The sequence below is a fragment of the Pseudomonas sp. UBA1879 genome, from assembly GCF_002338065.1.
GTDB lineage: Bacteria > Pseudomonadota > Gammaproteobacteria > Pseudomonadales > Pseudomonadaceae > Aquipseudomonas.
This window is the reverse complement of sequence record NZ_DDHJ01000007.1, coordinates 30,808-50,797: the sequence shown is the minus strand read 5'-3', so window position 1 is coordinate 50,797 and position 19,990 is coordinate 30,808. Positions and strand designations below refer to the sequence as shown.

Genomic DNA, 19,990 nt, shown 5'->3' with positions numbered 1-19,990 from the left:
TCACACCCTCTTCGCTTAGTTCAACCAGCCTTTGACCCAGTCCATCACCGATTCGGCAGGCGCTGTCGGCCCGCCGCATGTTGGGCCTGGTTGCGGCTCACTGCCACGAATATACGGCATCTGCACCGCCCCGGGGCAGCTGGCATCGGTACCTTGCCCGGTGGACGCATTGACCCACGCCATTACCACGTTATCTGGCATGGCCATGTCCAACGGCAACGGGTCCGCCTTTTTCATGAAGCTGGTCCAGATCTGCAACGCACCGGTCGCACCGGTGAATGGCGTCTTGCCGTTATCATCGCGGCCCATCCAGACAATCGCCAGCAGGTCCTGGCTGAAGCCGGCAAACCAACTGTCGCGGGAATCGTTGGTCGTCCCCGATTTTCCGGCCAGGGTCAGCGTACTCGGCAACACGCTGTAAACCGACTTGCCCGTGCCTTCACGCATCACGCGTTGCATGGCGTTTTGCAGCAGATAAATGGAGCCGGGATCGAAACGCTGCTGGATCTGGAACGGGTAACGCTTGAGCGGCTCGCCCTCTGCTGTCAACACGCTGCGAATACCGCGCAACGGGGTATTGAACCCGCCACTGGCGATGGTCTGATACATCGTTGCGACTTCGATCGGGCTCAGCGCCCCTGCGCCCAGCAACATTGACGGGAACGTCGGCCAGTCGCGAGTAACCCCCAGCTTGGTCAGGGTCTTGAAGACGTTCGGAACACCTAAATCCAAGCCCAACTTGGCGCTGGAAAGGTTGTAGGAATGTGCCAGGCCTTGGTACAGGAAGATGTTGCCGTGGGCCTTGTGATCGAAGTTTTGCGGCTTCCAGATCTGGCCGTCCGCACCTTTAACCTGAAATGGCTCGTCCGGCACCCAACTGGTCAGCGTGTACTGCTGCGGACGCTCAAGGGCTGTCAGGTAAATGGCCGGTTTGACCAGCGAGCCAATCGGCCGTACGGCGTCCAGTGCACGGTTGAAGCCCGCGAACCCCGCCTGACGGCTGCCGATCAGCGCTTGCACTTCGCCCGTTTCCGGGTTGGTCACGACCATCGCCGTTTCCATTTCGTCCGCACCCTTGCGGCCGGAAATCCTGGCGAAGCTCTCGCGCACAGCGGCTTCGGACTTCATCTGCAGGATCGGGTCGAAGCTGGTGAAAATCCGCAAGCCTTCTTCAGTCAAGTCCTCGTCACGATAGTCCTGACGCAGCTGGCGTTTGACCAGGTCCAGGAAGTCCGGGAACGAACTGTCGGCCAGCGATCCGTTTTTAGTCACACCCAGCGGCATCTTCTTCGCGGCTGCAACTGCTTCCGCCGACGCAACGCCCTGCTGTTCCAGCAGATCAAGCACCAGATTGCGGCGCTCCAGCGCTCGGTCCGGGTTGCGACGTGGGTTGTAATAGGACGGCCCTTTGACCAGCCCCACCAGCAGCGCGACTTGATGAAGCTTCAGCTCGGACAGCGGCTGGCTGAAGAAGTACTGACTGGCCAGACCGAAACCGTGCACGGCGCGCTGACCATCCTGGCCGACAAACACCTCGTTGAGGTACGCCTCGAGGATTTCCTGCTTGCTGTAGTGAATCTCCAGCAGGATCGCCATCATCGCTTCGGTGAGCTTGCGGGTGATGCTGCGTTCGTTGGTCAGGTAAAAGTTCTTGACCAACTGTTGCGTCAGCGTCGATCCGCCCTGACGCATCTGCCCCGCCGACGCGTTGACCCAGAAGGCACGGGCGATTGATTTCGGCGACACACCGAAGTGGTGGTAGAAATCACGGTCTTCCACCGTCACCAGCGTGTCGAGCAGATAAGGTGGCGCCTGATCGAGTTTGATCAGGATCCGGTCTTCAAGGTTTTTCGGATACAGACCGCCGATCAGCAGCGGCTCCAGACGCGCCACTGCAAGCTTGGAGCCGTTGGCGGCGGTCAGATCAGCCACATAGTCGCCCGAGAATCTGACGTGAATCTGCTGTGCCGGGTCCGCGCCTTCATAAAATTGAAAGCCGCGCGTATTGAGGTCGACGATGTTGCCGTTGACCGACGCAGCGCCCGGGCCATTGGCGACGCTTTCGCGCCGGTAACCCAAGGCATCCAGTTCAATCAGAAAGTCGTCGCGGGACAGTTTCTGGCCGACGAACAACTCCAGCGGACGGGCGTAAACCTTGGCAGGAATCGTCCAGCGCTTGCCCGAGAATTTTTCCTGAACGATGGAGTCAAGGTAAACCGCGAAGCAGGCCAGTACTACCAGCCCCACAAGGCTGAGTTTCAAGGCCCAGCCCAACAGGCTGCGCAAGCGGCTGTTGGCGGGTTTGGGGGATTTTTTCGGAGTGCGGGATCGAGTCATGGCGGCGGATTATACGCACTTTCAAAGCCACTGGCAGACCAGCTCGCAGCGGTTTGCAGCAATGCGCCGAGCGGCCATAATGGCCACCTTTAGTCACCCCATTCTCGACTTAACCTCTTTCAAGGATCGTCCGTGAGCCAGACACTGATCGCCGCGCTTCAAAATCCTGCCCTGTTCCCTCATCCCGTGGAGCAATTTCAGGTCATCGAAACGCATATTTCCTGGGTGCTGCTCACTGGCCCCTACGTTTACAAGATCAAGAAACCGATGAATTTCGGCTTTCTGGACTTCACCACCCTCGCAGCGCGTGAACATTTCTGCCAGCAGGAACTAAAGCTCAATCAGCGTCTGACTCACGATTTGTATCTGGACGTGTTGCCGATCACCGGCACTGCCGAAGCTCCGCAGCTGGGGGGCGAAGGCGACGCGATCGAGTTCGCCCTGAAGATTCGTCAATTCCCGCAAGATGGCCTGTTGAGCGTTCTCCAAGCCAAAGGTGAGCTGACAACGGCACACATTGACGACATGGCTCGCCAGATCGCCGAGTTCCACACGAGCACACCCCGTGTGCCGTCAGAAAACCCGCTCGGCTCGCCCGAATACGCGATGGCGCCGGTAAGCCAGAACTTCGAACAGATCCTGCCGTTTCTCACCGAGAAGGCCGACCTCGTTCAGCTGAGTGCGCTGGAAGCCTGGGCGAACGCCAGCTATGCACGCCTGCAGCCGTTGATGGCCCGACGCAAGGCCGACGGGTTCATTCGTGAATGCCATGGCGACATTCATCTCGGTAACATCACTCTGATCGACGGCAAGGTGGTGATTTTCGACTGCATCGAATTCAACGAACCGTTCCGCATGACCGACGTGTACGCCGACATCGGCTTCCTGGCCATGGACCTGGAAGACCGCGGCCTGAAGAGTCTGTCACGGCGCTTGATCAGTCAGTACCTCGAACACACCGGCGACTATGAAGGCCTGGAACTGCTGAACTTCTACAAAGCCTACCGTGCACTCGTGCGCGCCAAAGTTGCGTTGTTCAGCCTGTCCGCAGACGCTGATCATGTGCAACGCGCGACCACCCTGCGCCAATACCGCAACTATGCCAATCTGGCGGAGAGTTACAGCGCCATTCCGTCGAACTTCCTGGCCATTACCCATGGCGTCTCGGCTGTCGGCAAAAGTCACGTAGCCATGCGTCTGGTCGAAGCCCTTGGCGCCGTACGCCTGCGTTCGGATGTCGAGCGCAAGCGCCTGTTCGGTGACAGCCAGAATCTTTACGCGTCGGACGTCAGTGCCGCGACCTACAAACGCCTCAATGAGCTGGCCGCAGTGGTGCTGCACGCGGGCTTCCCGGTGGTGATCGATGCCACGTTCCTCAAATTCGACCAACGTCAGGCAACTGCTCAAGTCGCCGAAAACACTGGCACGCCCTTCCTGATCGTTGACTGCGCTGCGCCAAAGGCCGTCATTCAGGGCTGGCTGGCGCAACGTCAGGCACTGAACAACGACCCGTCCGACGCAACGATGGACGTGATTGAGGCTCAGTTGGCAAACCGTGAGCCATTGACCGCCGACGAAACGCTGCGCAGTCGCCACGTCGAAACGAACCTGAGTGGTGATCTGGATAAGTTGGTGGATGACATCCGCCAATACCTGCCGGGCTTGTAATCGGTCGAGCCACCAGTCATCGAATCGTGAAGCCTGACACTTCACGGCTCGATGATAGTGGCATTATAATGGCGTCAGAATTCCAACAAGGTGACGCCACGATGAACCAGCCCAAGCAGCTCGAATCGCCGCTTTTTGCGCTTCTGCGAAAAGATGACGTCAGTGCCTTCAATCTGCAACGCCCAAAAAGTGGCCCCATCGACCTTGCGGGCGGTGATTTCCGTGGCTTGGACCTTCGCGATCTGAATGCCGAAGAGGTCGACTTCAGCGACGCGTACTTCCGTTCCGCAGACCTTCGCGGCGTCGACTTTCGCACCGCATCGCTGGAAGGTGCCAGCATTGCCCACGCCCAAATTTCCGGCGCCTACTTCCCTGTCGAACTGAGTGCGGACGAGATCCTCATGTCAGTCAATTTCGGTACCCGCCTGCGTTATCGCACTCGCTGACGCGCTAACGGCACACGCTTCGCGGATCGTCGATCATCAGCCCTGCTTACGCAATGAGCCGGGGCCACGCAGGCTGTTAGCCGCAGATATGACCATTCGGCGGGTAATCAAGCGTTTTCATGTGCGCGATTAGAAGGCATTTGGAAGGGTGTCTACACTCATTCCATGGCTTGCATCTGCAGTTTTTACAAGTCCAGGAGGTTATCCAACAAGGAGCTACACCTGCAGGAGGCATCATGGAAGACGAACTGCTACAGATGAAAAATCTGGGCAAAACTTCGGCCCAGTGGTTACACGCCGCGGGCATTCACAACGCCGCAGACCTTCGCCGACTCGGCCCCATACTCGCCTACAAAGCTGTTCAGGCTCGCGACTTTCGGACCTCGAAAGCGCTGCTGTATTACATCGCCGGCGCGCTGGACGATCTTGACTGGCGTGAATTGACTCAAGCGGATAAAGCTCGACTCGACGAAGAATTGAACGAGGTCGCTTCGAGCCAGACAGCAGCCTATTACCAACCCTGAAAATAGTTTGAGATTGCCTGTTGACTTACAAATGAGAATCACTATGATTATCACATCCGGTCGCGAGACTGGCTGGTAACCTGAAAGGCTCCTTGGTTCGGACTCTCAGATTATCTCCTCATCAGGCTAATCACGGTTTTTGACCCGGCTTTTTGCCGGGTCTTTTTTTGTCTGCAGTTCGGCGTCATTCCTAAACCCTGGCACGTCCTGCGAGGTTTTCACGGTCGAACACCCAGATGCGCCAGAAGATCGTCCAGCAGGCTTGCGCCACTTAACCGGACCCGGGCGGGCCCAGCCCAAAGCGGACCGAACTTCCTGCCCACCACATCGAGATAGACGCGAGCCTCATCCAGCGTACGAACATTCCCGGACGCCTTGAACCCCACTTGCGCCCCCGTCTCGGCAATGGCTTCGATCAATATTCTCGCCGCCTGCGGTGTCGTGCCCACCGCCTGTTTGCCGGTACTGGTCTTGAGGAAAGACGCGCCCCCCAGAATCGCATTGCGGCAGACCTGATGGATGATTTGCGGATCCCGCAGCAGCCCCGTCTCCAACGTCACCGTCAACAATCCCCGAGATCCACACTTGGCCTTACAAGCGGCGACCATCGCACTGCCGACGGCCCGATCGCCACTCAGTTGTGCGTGGTAGGGGTAAACCAGATCGATTTCGTCGGCCCCGGTCAGCATCGCCGATTGGGTTTCAGATTCAACGGCGCTCACCGACACGCCGCCATTCGGGAAGTTGACTACCGCCACGACCTTGACCTCCCGCGCCCGAAGGCTGTCGAGCGTGCGCCGCGCCAATCCGGCAAATCGGGGTGACACGCACACCGCTGCGACATTCCCGACCGGGGTCAACGCGCGCTCGCACAGTGCGCCGATGCGCTCCGCCGTATCGTCGACATTCAACGACGTCAGTTCCAGTAGCCCTATCGCCTTTTGCGCCACGGCTTCGTCACTCACACACACCCGCTCCATCACTATTCCTCGACAACCTGCGAACTCCAGGTGCGGACGATAATCCAGTCAGAAACGGCGTGAACGGCCATGCGAGCGGCAAAGAGCGGGCCTACGCAATTATCAGAAACATCTTAAGGACATTGCCTTCAAAAAACGTCTGCAGGAAAGAGAGAAGGTCAGCGAGTGATGATCAAAGGGTGACCGCGCTCAGGGTGTCTTTGCACCAAGACCTCCAGGCCAAACACCGCTCGCAATGCGTCCGGCACCAGCACGTCCTCCGGGGTGCCAGACGCGAATGGCCGCCCCGCCTCAAGCAATAGCAATCGGTCGCAGTAGCGCGCGGCCAGATTGAGGTCATGCAGGATCACCAGCACCGCACCGCCTCGGTCGGCAAATCCACGCACCGCCTGCAAGGTGGTGTGCTGATGCAACGGGTCGAGCATGGATGTCGGCTCATCCAACAGCAATGTCTGCCCACCCTCCCCCGGCCATAGTTGCGCCAGCACTCGGGCCAGGTGCACCCGTTGGCGCTCGCCACCCGACAGGGCGAGGTAACTCCGACCCATCAAATGCAACGCATCGGCGGCTTCAAGGGATGCCTGAATGATCTCGGCGTCCCGTTGCTGGCCACTGTCATGAGGCAGACGCCCCATCGCGACCACGTCCTGAACGCTGAAAGCGAAGCTTAGCGTTGAGCTCTGTGGCAAGACCGCCAGACGCCGCGCACGCTGCTGACCTGTCCAGTGCGACAACGGTTGATCGTCAAGCCAAACGCACCCTTGCGTGGTTTTCAACTCGCCGCACAACGCGCCGAGCAAAGTACTCTTTCCGGCGCCATTCGGCCCCAACACCCCCAGCATTTCGCCAGGGTTGAGCGTCAGGTCGATACCCGCCAACACGCATGAGCCATCACGATGCACGCTGATGCGTTCGGCCTTCATCATCAAGCGCGCCCCCTCACCAGCAGAAACAGAAAGAACGGCGCGCCGATGAACACCGTCACGATGCCAATCGGTAGCTCGGCAGGCGCCAACACCAGACGGGCGAACACGTCGGCCAACAGCAACAGGCTTGCACCTGCCAGCGCCGAGGCAGGCAGCACGACGCGATGATCGGGACCGGCGATCAGCCGCACCAGATGCGGCACGATCAGCCCGACGAAACCGATCAGGCCAGCCGCAGCAACGGCCGCACCCACCCCCAGCGCGATACACAAAATGAGCTCGCGCTTGAGCCGCTCGACCTCAATCCCCAGATGACGCGCCTCGGATTCGCCGAGCAACAGCGCGTTCAAGGCTTTCGCCCGGCGCGGCAGCCAGACGATTACAAGCGCACAGACCAGCAGCAATGGCCACAGCCTCGCGTAGCTCGCACCATTCAACGTCCCGAGGTTCCAGAAAGTCAGAGTGCGCAGTGCTGCGTCGTCCGCCAGATACGTGAACAGCCCAATGATTGACCCCGCCAGCGCCGTCATTGCCACGCCAGCCAGCAGCATGGTACCCACGCTGGTCTGGCCATCTCGACGGCCAAGGCGGTACACGATCCCGGTAACCCCGAGCCCGCCGACAAAGGCGCAGATCGACAACAGATAAGGCGCAAACATTTCCGGCAAACCGCCCAGCGAAGCGCCCGCGACAATGGCGACCGCCGCGCCGAGTGCGGCCCCGCTGGACACCCCGACCAAGCCAGGGTCGGCGAGCGGATTCCGAAACAAGCCCTGCATCGCTACGCCCGAAAGCGCCAGCACCGCTCCCACCGCGAGGCCAAGCAAGGTTCGGGGGACGCGAATCTGACCGATAATCAGCTCCGCCTGCCGCAGATTTTCGTCGCTCCCGGCAAAGCCGAGCAGCTGCCAACCGGCGCGCAGGGTGTCCGTGAGGGGCAGGCTGATCGGCCCAAGCGCAAGTGAGAGCCAGATCGCCATCAGACACACCGCGCTCAGGACGATGAACAGCGTACGAGGTTGCACGATGTTGCTCATTGGGCAGGCAAAACCTTGGCATTGAGCGCCGTGTCGGCAGGGTAAAAGGCTTTGGCCAGGGTTTGCATGGCATCGGGCAGTCGTGGGCCCAAACCGCCGACCAGCAATGTCGGGTCAAGCTCGATCAGGCGATTCTGACGACCGGCACGGGTCGCGGCCAGCAGCGGATTTTCTCTGAGCAGCGCCTCTCGGGACGAACTCCCCATTTGCGCACGATCGGTGAACACCAGCACTTCAGGGTCCAACCCTGCCATTGCCTCTGCAGAGAAAACCTTGTAGCCCGCATGGGTCGCCAGATTGCGACCTCCCGCCTGCTTGATCAGCCAGTCACCCACTGTGCCTGTCCCCGCCACCATCGGCGCGGCGCCGGCATGGCTGACCAGCAACAGCACCCTCGGCGCAGACTGATGCAGTTGCGCTTGCGCCACCCAGGCATGCAGAGCATCGAGATGTTGGGTGTACTGTTCGCTCAAGTCGCGAGCCAACGCGTCTTTATCGAGGAGCGCGCCGAGCTTCTGCAAATTGCTCTGGAGCGCACCGACATCAGCGCCCGCGGAAAACACCTCGACCTTCACGCCCGCGGCGCGCAGCTGTTCAAGCACCGGTAGCGGCCCCATTTCTTCCGTCCCCACCAGAATTTTCGGACGCAAACTCAGGATCCCCTCTGACGACAGCTGGCGTTGATAGCCAATGCTTGGCAGGGATTTAATGGAGCTTGGATGCTGACTTGTGCTGTCGATACCCACCAGCTGTGACTCGCCTCCCATCGCCACAACCCATTCGGTTAGCGCGCCGCCGACGCTGACCCACCGCTGCGCTTCTGCACAGGCCCCATGAGTGAATGAGAGCCCGATCAAGAGGCCGGCCAGTTTGGCGAGAAAACGCATGGGAAAAAGGTCCTTTATATAGAAGAAGCGCGTGAGCCGGATCGCGATAACAGGCCAACGTGATCGACGCAGCGATCGCCGAGCTGTCAGACTAGGTCGCCCGCGAAGCGGAGCAATTTGATAATTATTTGCATTTGCGCGTCAAGCAGGAAGGAGAGTCCGCTGAAATACCTGTGTGAAAAAGCTGATCTGCTTGAGGGAATGAGCCGCGGTTTCAATGTCGATGGGGTTCCCGTGCTGGCGGTACGACGCGCGGGGCAGGTGTACGTCTATCAGAACCGCTGCCCGCATCGAAACGTTGCGCTGGAATGGCAGCCCGATCAGTTTCTGGATGCCAGCGCCAGCCTTATTCAGTGCGCGACTCACGGCGCGTTGTTTCTGATCGAAACCGGCGAGTGCGTCGCTGGCCCCTGCGAGGGTGCATTCCTGAGCGCCGTTGAATCTGGCGAAGAGGATCAGGGCGTCTGGATCAACCTGCCAACACGGGGCTGATAGGGCGCGTTTCAGTCAGGTGAACCTCAAGCTGCCGATCGACCCGCACTTCTTCGGGCGTCAGCTGCACGCCGTACGCCAAGACTTCGACACCCGCGGCAACCGCGGTTCTCAAGGCTTCGGCGTAAGCGGCGTCGATTTCTTCAGCGGGCCGCACCGCCTCGATGCCCGTCAAGTTGACGCAATACAGCAGCACCGCACGCACCCCTTCTCGTGCCAACGCCGCCAACTCACGCAAATGCTTGGCGCCACGCTGAGTGACGGCATCTGGAAATGCCGCGACCGCGCTTTCATCGAAGCCCAGGGTCACGCTTTTCACTTCGAGGAACACGGGGCCGTCCGGGTAATCGAGGCGAAAGTCCACACGGCTGTTTTCTTGCCCATACGCCACTTCGCGCTTAAGCGACATGAACCCGTTCAACTCGGTGATCACACCTGCCAGCAGCGCCTCTTCGACCAGCTTATTGGCTCGGCCGGTGTTGACGCAGGCAAAGCGCCCTTGCGGGGTTTCGCTGATTTCCCAGGTCCCGGGCAGTTTGCGCTTGGGGTCGGCGGAGCGGCTGAACCAGACGCGGCCGCCCGGCATCATGCAGTTGAACATCGAACCGGTGTTGGGGCAGTGGATGGTCAGGCGCTCGCCACTGGGGGTTTCAATGTCAGCGAGAAACCGTTTGTAGCGTTGCAGCAGGCGTCCTTCTTCAAGCTCAGGAGAAAAACGCATCAGCCTTGCCAACTCCGCAGCCCACGGCCAATACGTTCAACTGCTTCCTGTAAACGCGGCAGACTCTGGGTGTAGGCGAAGCGCACGTGATGTCCAGCCTGGTGACGCCCGAAATCCAGTCCAGGTGTAAAAGCTACGTGTTCAGTTTCGAGGAAGTGTCGGCAAAAAGCGAAGGCATCGCCGCCAAAGGCGTTGATGTCGGCATACAGATAGAACGCGCCCTCCGGCTCGACGGCAATGTTGAAGCCCAATTCCCGTAGCGCAGGCAGCAGAAAATCCCGGCGCTTGCCGAATTCCGCGCGGCGCTGTTCGAGGATTTCCAGCGTTCGCGGCTCGAAACAGGCCAGGGCCGCGCTTTGCGCCATGCTAGGTGCGCTGATGTAGAGGTTCTGCGCCAGCTTTTCCAGATCGCCGATGGCCGCTTCGGGTGCGACCAGCCAACCCAGGCGCCACCCGGTCATGCCGAAATACTTTGAAAAACTATTCAGCACGAACGCATCATTATCGACTTCCAGCACGCTGACCGCGTCTGTGCCGTAGGTCAGTCCGTGATAAATCTCGTCCACCACCAAATGCGCGTCGCGAGCTTTGAGTGAGGTCGAGAGTGCCGCCAGTTCGTCCCGGTGCAGCAGCGTACCGGTCGGATTAGCGGGCGAGGCGACCAAGGCGCCGACACTATCCTCATTCCAGTGCTGCGCCACCAGGTCGGGGGTGAGCTGGTAACGCACTTCCGGTCCGACCGGCACCAACTGCGCAGCTCCCTCGACCAGTCGCAGGAAGTGCCGGTTACACGGGTAGCCTGGGTCGGCCAGTAGCCAATGTTTCCCGGGATCGACTAACAGGCTCGTCGCCAACAGTAACGCACCCGAGCCTCCCGGCGTGATCAGAATCCGCCCAGGATCAATGCTCAGGCCATAGCGCTGCTGGTAAAAACCCGAGATCGCCTCGCGCAGCTCAGGCAAACCGCGGGCTGCGGTGTAGCGAGTCTTCCCGGCCGCCAATGCTGCCTGTCCGGCCTTGACGATGGGCTCGGCCGTGGTGAAATCGGGCTCGCCGATCTCCAGGTGGATAACGTCATGCCCCGCAGCCTGCAGTTCATTGGCACGGGCCAGCAGGGCCATGACATGAAAAGGTTCGATGGCGCGACTACGCGCACTGTACGGCTGAGGCATGTCTCTTCCTTTATTACGGGTGTCGGAAAGCGCCGATTCTACCCAACCCCTCGAACGGCTACAGATTTATCGTTCGGCGCGCTGCATCTGCCGGTGATCAACAAAAACGGATGATGTCGCAGCAGGGGCTAGACTGATGGCATCGCAAAATAATATAAAACCGGGCGCTTTGGCTGTGGTCATAGTTCACGGGCGCGTTGCCGGGCCATGCTCGACAACCGGGAGTAGCGCGCTCCGATACGATCTGGTAAGTTCGCCCGCTTGCAGCCGCAGGGCCGGCAGGTGTCGGCGATGGATCATTACCCTGCGCAATGGCTTAGAAGAGTGAGAGGCGGTCCGTTCATGCCCACCGAAGAAAAGCAAAAAAGCACACAGACAATTAGCGGGTTCGAACCTTACGTCCCGACGAAGGATGAGGAGTACATGGGCAAGCCCATGCGTGCTCACTTCACCAAGATCCTGAACAAGTGGAAACAGGACTTGATGCAGGAAGTCGACCGTACGGTTGATCACATGAAGGACGAAGCGGCCAACTTTCCTGACCCCGCTGACCGCGCCAGTCAGGAAGAAGAATTCGCGCTGGAGCTTCGTGCTCGTGACCGTGAGCGCAAGTTGATCAAGAAGATCGACAAAACGCTGCAATTGATCGAAGACGAAGAGTACGGCTGGTGCGAATCCTGCGGCATCGAGATTGGCCTGCGCCGTCTGGAAGCCCGCCCGACAGCCGACCTGTGCATCGACTGTAAGACACTGGCTGAAATCAAGGAAAAGCAGATCGGTAAGTGATCCTGTTTTTCTGGAAAGACAAAAGACGCTTCGGCGTCTTTTGTTGTTTTTGTCCCCTGTTAGGCTGCCGCAACCCGTGTAGGAGCCGGCTGGCTGGCGAACCTTGCGGTGTCATCCAATAACTCTGTGTCTGGCACACCGCCTTCGCCAGCCAGCCGGCTCCCTCAGAGAAAGCGGTGTCCTACAGGGTCTCCAGCATCGTCCGGTTTTTAGCACATCTCATTTCCAGTACTATCAGCGCCCATGAAATCCCCTTCTTATATAGGGCGCTTTGCGCCAACCCCCAGTGGCTATCTGCACTTCGGCTCTTTGGTCGCGGCATTGGCGTCATACCTCGACGCGCGTGCCGTTGGCGGGCAGTGGCTAATGCGCATGGAAGACCTGGACCCGCCACGAGAAGAGCCGGGCGCCCAGGCGGCGATTCTCAACACCCTCGAAACCTACGGTTTCGAGTGGGATGGCGAACTCGTCAGACAAAGCGATCGCCACGGTGCCTATCAGGACATCATTGATCGCTGGTTCAGCTACGGGCTGGCATACGCATGCACCTGTTCGCGCAAGCAGCTGGAAGATTTTGGTGGCGTTTATCCCGGTATCTGCCGGAACGCTGGACATTCTCCTGACAATGCCGCGATCCGCATTCGCGTCCCGGAACTGGAATACCGTTTTGAAGACCGCGTTCAAGGTCCGTTTCATCAGCATTTGGGGCGAGACGTTGGCGATTTCGTGATCCAACGCCGCGACGGCCTGTACGCGTATCAATTGGCGGTCGTCCTCGACGATGGCTGCCAAGGGGTGACCGACATTGTGCGAGGCGCTGATCTACTGGATTCGACGCCCCGCCAGCTTTACCTGCAAGAACTGCTGGGCCTGCCACAACCGCATTACCTGCACGTTCCCCTGATCACGCAGCCAGACGGGCACAAGCTGGGCAAGTCCTACCGCTCCCCGCCCCTGCCGGCTGATCAGGCTACAGCTTTGCTGCTTCGGGCGTTGCGGGCGCTGGGCCAACCGGCACCGGACGAGCTTTCGTTCGGCACCCCGCGAGAGGTGCTGGACTGGGGAATCGCCCATTGGAATGCCCATTTGATTCCCCGGGTCGCCAGCATCGAAGAAGCTCGAATAGACTGAGCCAGAGCGATTGGCGCCCATCGCGGCATAAAGCTGGCCGAAACGTCGCTTGCAGCCAGATAGCCATCCGTTACCATGCCGCTCCTTCACCCCGCGTCAGTCAACCCAGGAGGCCAAATGTACATTTATCGATTGGTCCTGCTACTGGTGGTAGGCATTTACCTTTTTTCCCCGGCCATCATGGACTGGTGGATCGATGCGACAGGCGCCTGGTATCGGCCTTACATGCTGTGGCTGATCCTGATCGTGGTGACTTTCATTTTGCAGAGCCAACGAGATGCCGATGAGCTTTAGCCTGACCCAGATGATTCTGGTCAGTGCCGCCTACCTGCTGGTGCTGTTCGGTGTCGCCTGGATCAGCGAGCGCGGCCTCATTCCGCGCTGGATCATTCGTCACCCGCTGACCTACACCCTGTCGCTGGGCGTCTACGCCAGTGCCTGGGCGTTTTACGGCACGGTCGGTCTGGCATACGAATATGGCTACGGTTTCCTGTCGAGTTATCTCGGGGTCTCCGGCGCGTTTCTGCTGGCACCGGTGCTGCTGTATCCGATCCTGAAAATTACCCGCACCTACCAGCTGTCATCGCTGGCGGACCTGTTCGCGTTCCGGTTTCGCAGCACATGGGCCGGGGCACTGACCACCATTTTCATGCTCATTGGCGTGCTGCCGCTGCTGGCGCTGCAAATTCAGGCCGTGGCGGACTCCATCGGCATCCTCACCCGGGAGCCCGTGCGCAACTACGTTGCCCTTGCTTTCTGCATCCTGATTACGCTGTTCACCATCTTCTTCGGCTCCCGGCATATCGCAACGCGGGAGAAGCATGAAGGCCTGGTGTTCGCCATCGCCTTCGAATCGGTCATCAAGCTGATCGCGATGGGCGGCATCGGCATCTACGCGCTGTACGGAGTGTTCGATGGCCCGCAGAGCCTTGAACAGTGGCTGTTGCAGAACCAGAGCGCCTTGGCCGCCTTGCACACCCCGCTGCAGGAAGGCCCGTGGCGCACGCTGCTGTTGGTGTTCTTCGCTTCTGCCATCGTGATGCCGCACATGTATCACATGACTTTTACCGAAAACCTCAACCCCCGCTCGCTGGTCAGCGCCAGTTGGGGACTGCCGCTGTTCCTGCTGTTGATGAGCCTTGCCGTGCCACTGGTGCTGTGGGCAGGGCTGAAACTGGGGGCAACCACCAGTCCCGAATATTTCACACTCGGCATCGGTATCGCCGCGCACAATCCTGCGCTGGCGTTACTGGGATACGTGGGCGGGCTTTCAGCAGCGAGCGGCCTTATCATCGTCACCACGCTCGCCCTCTCGGGCATGGCGCTGAATCATCTGGTGCTACCGCTCTATCAGCCACCCGCCGAAGGCAATATCTACCGCTGGTTGAAGTGGACCCGTCGCGGTTTGATCGTCGCGATCATCATGGCCGGCTTCGGGTTCTACCTGTTACTGGGTGCCAAGCAGGATCTGGCCAACCTCGGCATCGTCGCGTTCGTCGCCACCTTGCAGTTCCTCCCGGGCGTACTGTCGGTTCTGTACTGGCCGGCGGCCAACCGGCGGGGATTCATGGCCGGGCTGATCGCCGGGATCGTGGTCTGGCTGGTCAGCATGCTGTTCCCGCTGATCGGCAACTTCCAGGGCTTCTACATCCCCCTGCTGAACATGATCTACGTGCTGGACGACACCAGTTGGCACATGGCGGCCATCGCATCTCTCGCCGCCAACGTGCTGGTGTTCACCCTGATTTCACTGTTCAGCAACCCCAGCCCCGAAGAGGCCAGCGCCGCCGAAGCCTGCGCAGTGGACAACGTGCGGCGCCCCCAGCGTCGCGAATTACACGCCGTGTCACCTCAAGAGTTCGCCACCCAACTGGCGAAGCCACTGGGCGCCAAAGCCGCACAGAAGGAAGTCGAACAAGCCTTGCGCGATCTCTACTTGCCGTTCGATGAACGACGTCCATATGCGCTGCGCCGTTTGCGCGACCGGATCGAGGCCAATCTTTCCGGGCTGATGGGCCCCAGCGTTGCCCAGGACATGGTGGAAACCTTCCTGCCGTACAAATCGGGCGGCGAAAACTATGTCACCGAAGACATTCACTTCATCGAAAGCCGCCTTGAGGATTACCACTCGCGCCTGACCGGCCTGGCCGCAGAACTGGATGCGCTGCGTCGCTATCACCGGCAGACCTTGCAGGAACTGCCGATGGGCGTCTGCTCACTCGCCAAGGATCAGGAAATCCTGATGTGGAACAAGGCCATGGAAGAACTTACCGGCATCGGCGCCCAGCGTGTCGTGGGCTCTCGCCTCGAGACCATTGCCGACCCATGGCGCCAGTTGCTACTGGGTTTTATCAATGTCCCGGATGAACACTTGCACAAGCAGCGCCTGGCGCTGGACGGGCAGACGCGCTGGCTGAACCTGCACAAAGCGGCCATCGACGAGCCTCTCGCGCCTGGCAACAGCGGCCTGGTGATTCTGGTGGAAGACCTGACCGACACCCAGATGCTTGAAGACAAGCTGGTCCATTCCGAACGTCTGGCGAGCATTGGCCGGCTGGCCGCCGGGGTGGCCCACGAAATCGGTAACCCGATCACTGGCATCGCCTGTCTGGCGCAGAACCTGCGCGAAGAGCGGGAAGAGGACGGCGAACTGACGGAAATCAGCAGCCAGATCATCGAACAGACCAAACGCGTGTCGCGCATCGTGCAGTCGTTGATGAGTTTCGCCCATGCGGGCGGGCATCAACACGCCGATGAAGCCGTTTGTCTGGCCGAGGTCGCTCAGGATGCCATTGGTCTGCTCGCGCTAAATCGTCGCAATTTCGACGTGCAATTCTATAACCTGTGCAACCCGAACCACTGGGTCGATGGTGATCCGCAGCGGTTGGCACAGGTGCTGATCAACCTGCTCTCCAACGCCCGTGACGCCTCCCCTGCGGGCAGTGCGGTACGGGTAAAAAGCGAAGCCTGCGAACATACGATCGATTTGATCGTCGAAGACGAAGGCACTGGCATTCCGAAAGCAATCATGGATCGCTTGTTCGAACCGTTCTTCACCACCAAGGATCCGGGAGAAGGAACAGGACTGGGGCTCGCACTGGTCTATTCCATCGTTGAAGAGCATTATGGACAAATCACCATCGACAGCCCGGCTGACCCCGAGCAACAGCGCGGAACCCGTATCCGGGTGACCTTACCGCGACATGTCGAAGCGACGTCCGCTGTGAACTGAGACCGTCGAGAGTACCGAATCAATGCCGCACATTTTGATCGTCGAAGACGAAACCATTATCCGCTCTGCCCTGCGTCGTCTGCTGGAACGCAATCAGTACCAGGTCAGTGAAGCCGGATCCGTGCAGGAAGCTCAGGAACGTTTCACCATCCCCTCGTTCGACCTGATCGTCAGCGACTTGCGCTTGCCTGGCGCCCCAGGTACCGAGCTGATCCGGCTCGGCCAGGGCAAGCCGGTGCTGATCATGACCAGCTACGCCAGCCTTCGCTCAGCCGTGGACTCGATGAAAATGGGTGCGGTGGACTACATCGCCAAGCCCTTCGACCACGACGAAATGCTGCAAGCCGTTTCGCGCATTCTCCGAGACCGGCAGACGGTGCAAAGCCTTCAGGCTGAACGCACCACATCCGCTGGCAAAACGTCGACCTCGGAAAAGGCAGTGCCTGACAACAGCAACGGCGAAATCGGCATCATCGGCTCCTGTCCACCGATGCAGGACCTTTACAGCAAGATTCGCAAAGTGGCTCCAACCGACTCCAACGTGCTGGTTCAAGGTGAGTCCGGCACAGGCAAAGAATTAGTGGCCCGCGCGCTGCACAATCTTTCCCGTCGCGCCAAGGCGCCGATGATTTCGGTGAACTGTGCTGCCATCCCCGAAAGCCTGATCGAGTCTGAATTGTTCGGCCACGAAAAAGGCGCATTTACGGGCGCCAGCGCGGGCCGGGCCGGTCTGGTCGAAGCTGCTGACGGCGGGACACTGTTTCTCGATGAAATCGGCGAACTGCCGCTCGAGGCGCAAGCGCGTCTGCTGCGGGTGCTCCAAGAAGGCGAAATCCGCCGGGTTGGCTCGGTGCAGTCGCAGAAGGTCGATGTCCGATTGATTGCCGCGACTCACCGCGACCTCAAAAGCCTGGCCAAAGTCGGTCAATTCCGTGAAGACCTTTACTACCGTCTGCACGTCATTGCCCTGAAACTGCCAGCGCTACGTGAGCGTGGCGCGGACGTTAACGAAATCGCCAACGCCTTTCTGGCCCGTCAGAGTGCGAAAGCCGGACGTACCGACCTGCGTTTCGGTCCGGATGCCGAGCAGGCCATTCGTCACTATTCCTGGCCGGGCAACGTGCGCGAGCTGGAGAACGCGGTCGAGCGGGCGGTCATCCTGTGCGAGAGCCCTGAAATATCGGCAGATCTGCTAGGGATTGACATCGAGCTGAGCGATCTGGACGTTGAGGAATTCATCGGTCTGGCGCCGCAGCAGCCATCGGCCAGCTCAACCGCTCATGAGCCCACTGAAGACTTGTCCCTTGAGGACTACTTCCAGCACTTCGTTCTTGAGCATCAGGACCACATGACCGAGACCGAACTGGCCCGCAAGCTGGGTGTGAGCCGCAAATGCCTGTGGGAGCGGCGTCAACGGCTCGGCATCCCTCGGCGCAAGACCGGCGTGGCCAGCGAAACCTGAGGCCAGGCACAGCCGCGAGGCTCTGGCACGCGCCTCTCAGCAGTTGTGAAAAAACTGTTACCTCATCAGCAACACGTAACAAAAGCCGGGGCGTACGGTAACGTAGTCCCGGTTTTTTTTGGCTACAAGAAAATAGCGTCGATTTGCCACACCCCCGAAAACAGCGGGCTCCAGCCAGTTTGGCAATAGTTGGCACGCGTCCTGCTATATGCTTAGTACAAGAACAACAAAAATCAGTCACCCGCAGAACACCATAATAAAAATAAGACGTATCGACTCACGCACAATAAAAACAACACGGCGGAGGCGCAGCTAACTGATTCTTTTGGAGAGGCGTTGCATTTGGGACTTGTCCCGCAACCAGGCTGAGAACAACAAAAAACTACCCTAAGGTAGCGCCTGAACTGGTTGGATCGATTGATAATTGCAGCACAGCGACCAAAGCAATCCGTTTGCTCTTGGCTCCCGATTGGGAGATTTCACAGGCGAAAGCCGTGAATTGGGCGCTCAACAAAAATAAAAAGCCCAACGAATAATAAAAATAAGAGCATACACTTTGGGGGAGCTTCGGCTCCCCCAGTAGCTTCCGTAACACCGAAACACAGCGTTTCTCCGGTCGCGTGCCGGATTACCTCCCCCCGCCATCCCCGTCACAGCCCTACTTTCCCTGCCTCCAGGACCTGTTCGCGCGGCGTCCTACACCATCCCTCGACTAAATGCTAGAATCCCCGCCCATCGTGCGGTCATTCTTTGTCATTGGCCGAATATTCCTTCAAACAGTGCATCCCATGCTGAAAAAGCTGTTCCAGTCATTCCGATCTCCCCTGCGCAAGCCGCAGCAACATACGCGTACAACGCCTGAAGTGCTCAGTAGCAGCCAACACTCGTTGCAGCGCACTCAATTCAGTCGCTACGCGGTTAACATCGTCGAGCGTTTACAGAACGCGGGCTACCAGGCCTATCTGGTCGGCGGCTGCGTGCGGGACCTGATGCTGGGCATCACCCCCAAGGATTTCGACGTCGCCACCAGCGCCACGCCCGAGCAAGTCCGCGCCGAGTTTCGCAATGCGCGCATCATCGGCCGCCGTTTCAAGCTGGTGCACATCCACTTCGGTCGCGAAATCATCGAAGTCGCGACCTTTCGCGCCAATCACCCGCAGGATGACGAGGAGGAAGACAGCAACCAGTCTTCCCGTAATGAGAGCGGTCGGATTCTCCGGGACAACGTTTACGGCACGCTGGAAGAAGACGCTCAACGCCGCGACTTCACCATCAACGCGTTGTATTACGACCCGGTCAGCGAACGCGTGCTGGATTACGCCAACGGCGTGCACGACATTCGCAACCGGCTGATCCGTCTGATCGGCGATCCTCAGCAGCGCTATAAAGAAGACCCGGTGCGGATGCTGCGCGCCGTGCGTTTCGCTGCCAAGCTGGACTTCGGCATCGAAAAACATAGCGCCACGCCGATTCGCCCGCTGGCGCCAATGCTGCGTGATATCCCCGCCGCCCGCCTGTTCGAAGAAGTCCTCAAGCTGTTCCTGTCAGGGTACGCCGAACCGACCTTCGAGATGCTGGTGGATCTGGAACTGTTCGAGCCACTGTTCCCGGCCAGTTCCAAGGCGCTGGAATACACCCCGACTTACACGCATACGCTCATCAGCGAAGCGCTGGCCAACACCGACCTGCGCGTGCAGCAGAACAAACCGGTGACACCGGCATTCCTGTTCGCCGCGCTGCTGTGGCCGGCCCTGCCCGCCCGCGTATTGCGCCTGCAAGAGCGCGGCATGCCGCCGATCCCGGCCATGCAGGAAGCCGCTCACGAGCTGATCGCCGAGCAATGCCAACGCATCGCTATACCCAAGCGTTTCACCATGCCGATCCGCGAGATCTGGGACATGCAGGAGCGTCTGCCCCGCCGTTCAGGCAAGCGCGCCGACCTGCTGCTGGACAACCCGCGTTTCCGTGCGGGTTACGATTTCCTGCTGCTGCGTGAAAGTGCGGGTGAGGAAACCGATGGGCTGGGTGATTGGTGGACTGAGTATCAGGATGCCAACGAGTCTGGCCGTCGCGACATGATCCGTGACCTGGGCAGCAAATCCGACACGACTGGCCAAGGCCCGCGCAAACGTCGTCGCAGCGGTGGCAGCAAGCGCAAACGCGCTGGTGCCGATGCATCGGAGTGACGG

17 protein-coding genes are annotated in these 19,990 nt (G+C 59.6%); 10 read left to right on the top strand and 7 right to left on the bottom strand.

Annotated features, from left to right (window positions below):
• Positions 1-15 precede the first annotated feature (15 nt).
• Positions 16-2,337: a penicillin-binding protein 1B gene (mrcB, locus tag B3N48_RS08815; protein WP_296182170.1), complete on the bottom strand. Its 2,322-nt coding sequence runs from the start codon at positions 2,335-2,337 to the stop codon at positions 16-18.
• A 132-nt stretch (positions 2,338-2,469) separates the two neighbouring features.
• On the opposite strand from mrcB, the gene B3N48_RS08810 reads away from it, so the two are divergent.
• The 3 genes from B3N48_RS08810 (at position 2,470) to B3N48_RS08800 (ending at position 4,975) form a co-directional block, all read left to right on the top strand.
• Complete coding sequence (locus B3N48_RS08810) at positions 2,470-4,005, top strand: AAA family ATPase (protein ID WP_296182168.1); 1,536 nt, start codon at positions 2,470-2,472, stop codon at positions 4,003-4,005.
• A 101-nt stretch (positions 4,006-4,106) separates the two neighbouring features.
• Positions 4,107-4,451: a pentapeptide repeat-containing protein gene (locus tag B3N48_RS08805; RefSeq protein WP_296182164.1), complete on the top strand. Its 345-nt coding sequence runs from the start codon at positions 4,107-4,109 to the stop codon at positions 4,449-4,451.
• Between the two features lie 236 nt (positions 4,452-4,687).
• Complete coding sequence (locus tag B3N48_RS08800) at positions 4,688-4,975, top strand: TfoX/Sxy family protein (protein WP_296182162.1); 288 nt, start codon at positions 4,688-4,690, stop codon at positions 4,973-4,975.
• A 218-nt stretch (positions 4,976-5,193) separates the two neighbouring features.
• Here the strand turns inward: B3N48_RS08800 and deoC are convergent, their stop codons facing one another.
• The 4 genes from deoC to B3N48_RS08780 all read right to left on the bottom strand — a co-directional run bounded on the left by deoC (position 5,194) and on the right by B3N48_RS08780 (position 8,805).
• Positions 5,194-5,955: a deoxyribose-phosphate aldolase gene (gene deoC, locus B3N48_RS08795; protein ID WP_296182161.1), complete on the bottom strand. Its 762-nt coding sequence runs from the start codon at positions 5,953-5,955 to the stop codon at positions 5,194-5,196.
• A gap of 158 nt (positions 5,956-6,113) precedes the next feature.
• The gene (locus B3N48_RS08790) at positions 6,114-6,881 is read right to left on the bottom strand and encodes a heme ABC transporter ATP-binding protein (RefSeq protein ID WP_296182159.1); all 768 of its coding nucleotides are present in this window, start codon (positions 6,879-6,881) and stop codon (positions 6,114-6,116) included.
• Positions 6,881-7,864, bottom strand: a complete 984-nt coding sequence (locus B3N48_RS08785) for a FecCD family ABC transporter permease (RefSeq protein ID WP_296182208.1) — start codon at positions 7,862-7,864, stop codon at positions 6,881-6,883. The genes B3N48_RS08790 and B3N48_RS08785 overlap by 1 nt, the downstream gene beginning before the upstream one ends.
• 50 nt (positions 7,865-7,914) lie before the next feature.
• On the bottom strand, positions 7,915-8,805 hold the full coding sequence (locus B3N48_RS08780; RefSeq protein ID WP_296182158.1) for a heme/hemin ABC transporter substrate-binding protein: 891 nt from the start codon (positions 8,803-8,805) through the stop codon (positions 7,915-7,917).
• Between the two features lie 162 nt (positions 8,806-8,967).
• On the opposite strand from B3N48_RS08780, the gene B3N48_RS08775 reads away from it, so the two are divergent.
• Entirely contained in the window at positions 8,968-9,297 is a 330-nt protein-coding gene (locus tag B3N48_RS08775) for a Rieske (2Fe-2S) protein (RefSeq protein WP_296182205.1), read from the top strand.
• Here the strand turns inward: B3N48_RS08775 and sfsA are convergent.
• Complete coding sequence (gene sfsA / locus B3N48_RS08770; protein WP_296182156.1) at positions 9,275-10,018, bottom strand: DNA/RNA nuclease SfsA; 744 nt, start codon at positions 10,016-10,018, stop codon at positions 9,275-9,277. The two genes, B3N48_RS08775 and sfsA, sit on opposite strands and share 23 nt — an antisense overlap.
• Positions 10,018-11,190: a pyridoxal phosphate-dependent aminotransferase gene (locus B3N48_RS08765; RefSeq protein WP_296182154.1), complete on the bottom strand. Its 1,173-nt coding sequence runs from the start codon at positions 11,188-11,190 to the stop codon at positions 10,018-10,020. The genes sfsA and B3N48_RS08765 overlap by 1 nt, the downstream gene beginning before the upstream one ends.
• A gap of 342 nt (positions 11,191-11,532) precedes the next feature.
• On the opposite strand from B3N48_RS08765, the gene dksA reads away from it, so the two are divergent.
• The 6 genes from dksA to B3N48_RS08735 all read left to right on the top strand — a co-directional run bounded on the left by dksA (position 11,533) and on the right by B3N48_RS08735 (position 19,987).
• Complete coding sequence (gene dksA / locus B3N48_RS08760) at positions 11,533-11,976, top strand: RNA polymerase-binding protein DksA (protein WP_166598279.1); 444 nt, start codon at positions 11,533-11,535, stop codon at positions 11,974-11,976.
• 243 nt (positions 11,977-12,219) lie between these two features.
• Complete coding sequence (gluQRS, locus tag B3N48_RS08755; RefSeq protein WP_296182147.1) at positions 12,220-13,107, top strand: tRNA glutamyl-Q(34) synthetase GluQRS; 888 nt, start codon at positions 12,220-12,222, stop codon at positions 13,105-13,107.
• Positions 13,108-13,224: 117 nt separating this feature from the next.
• Positions 13,225-13,401 carry a hypothetical protein gene (locus B3N48_RS08750; RefSeq protein WP_002552060.1) on the top strand — a complete coding sequence of 59 codons (177 nt, stop codon included), beginning with the start codon at positions 13,225-13,227 and terminating at the stop codon, positions 13,399-13,401.
• Positions 13,385-16,339, top strand: coding sequence for a sensor histidine kinase (locus B3N48_RS08745; RefSeq protein ID WP_296182145.1), 2,955 nt, complete (start codon positions 13,385-13,387; stop codon positions 16,337-16,339). The genes B3N48_RS08750 and B3N48_RS08745 overlap by 17 nt, the downstream gene beginning before the upstream one ends.
• 22 nt (positions 16,340-16,361) lie before the next feature.
• Positions 16,362-17,801 carry a sigma-54-dependent transcriptional regulator gene (locus B3N48_RS08740; protein WP_296182143.1) on the top strand — a complete coding sequence of 480 codons (1,440 nt, stop codon included), beginning with the start codon at positions 16,362-16,364 and terminating at the stop codon, positions 17,799-17,801.
• A 788-nt stretch (positions 17,802-18,589) separates the two neighbouring features.
• Positions 18,590-19,987 carry a polynucleotide adenylyltransferase PcnB gene (locus tag B3N48_RS08735; RefSeq protein ID WP_296182142.1) on the top strand — a complete coding sequence of 466 codons (1,398 nt, stop codon included), beginning with the start codon at positions 18,590-18,592 and terminating at the stop codon, positions 19,985-19,987.
• The last annotated feature ends 3 nt before the right edge of the window (positions 19,988-19,990 follow it).

Coding starts and splice junctions, on each gene's coding strand:
- mrcB (WP_296182170.1), bottom strand. CDS start 2,337: ATGACTCGATCCCGCACTCCGAAAAAATCCCCCAAACCCGCCAACAGC.
- B3N48_RS08805 (WP_296182164.1), top strand. CDS start 4,107: ATGAACCAGCCCAAGCAGCTCGAATCGCCGCTTTTTGCGCTTCTGCGA.
- B3N48_RS08800 (WP_296182162.1), top strand. CDS start 4,688: ATGGAAGACGAACTGCTACAGATGAAAAATCTGGGCAAAACTTCGGCC.
- deoC (WP_296182161.1), bottom strand. CDS start 5,955: ATGGAGCGGGTGTGTGTGAGTGACGAAGCCGTGGCGCAAAAGGCGATA.
- B3N48_RS08790 (WP_296182159.1), bottom strand. CDS start 6,881: ATGATGAAGGCCGAACGCATCAGCGTGCATCGTGATGGCTCATGCGTG.
- B3N48_RS08780 (WP_296182158.1), bottom strand. CDS start 8,805: ATGCGTTTTCTCGCCAAACTGGCCGGCCTCTTGATCGGGCTCTCATTC.
- sfsA (WP_296182156.1), bottom strand. CDS start 10,018: ATGCGTTTTTCTCCTGAGCTTGAAGAAGGACGCCTGCTGCAACGCTAC.
- B3N48_RS08765 (WP_296182154.1), bottom strand. CDS start 11,190: ATGCCTCAGCCGTACAGTGCGCGTAGTCGCGCCATCGAACCTTTTCAT.
- dksA (WP_166598279.1), top strand. CDS start 11,533: ATGCCCACCGAAGAAAAGCAAAAAAGCACACAGACAATTAGCGGGTTC.
- gluQRS (WP_296182147.1), top strand. CDS start 12,220: ATGAAATCCCCTTCTTATATAGGGCGCTTTGCGCCAACCCCCAGTGGC.
- B3N48_RS08750 (WP_002552060.1), top strand. CDS start 13,225: ATGTACATTTATCGATTGGTCCTGCTACTGGTGGTAGGCATTTACCTT.
- B3N48_RS08745 (WP_296182145.1), top strand. CDS start 13,385: ATGCCGATGAGCTTTAGCCTGACCCAGATGATTCTGGTCAGTGCCGCC.
- B3N48_RS08740 (WP_296182143.1), top strand. CDS start 16,362: ATGCCGCACATTTTGATCGTCGAAGACGAAACCATTATCCGCTCTGCC.
- B3N48_RS08735 (WP_296182142.1), top strand. CDS start 18,590: ATGCTGAAAAAGCTGTTCCAGTCATTCCGATCTCCCCTGCGCAAGCCG.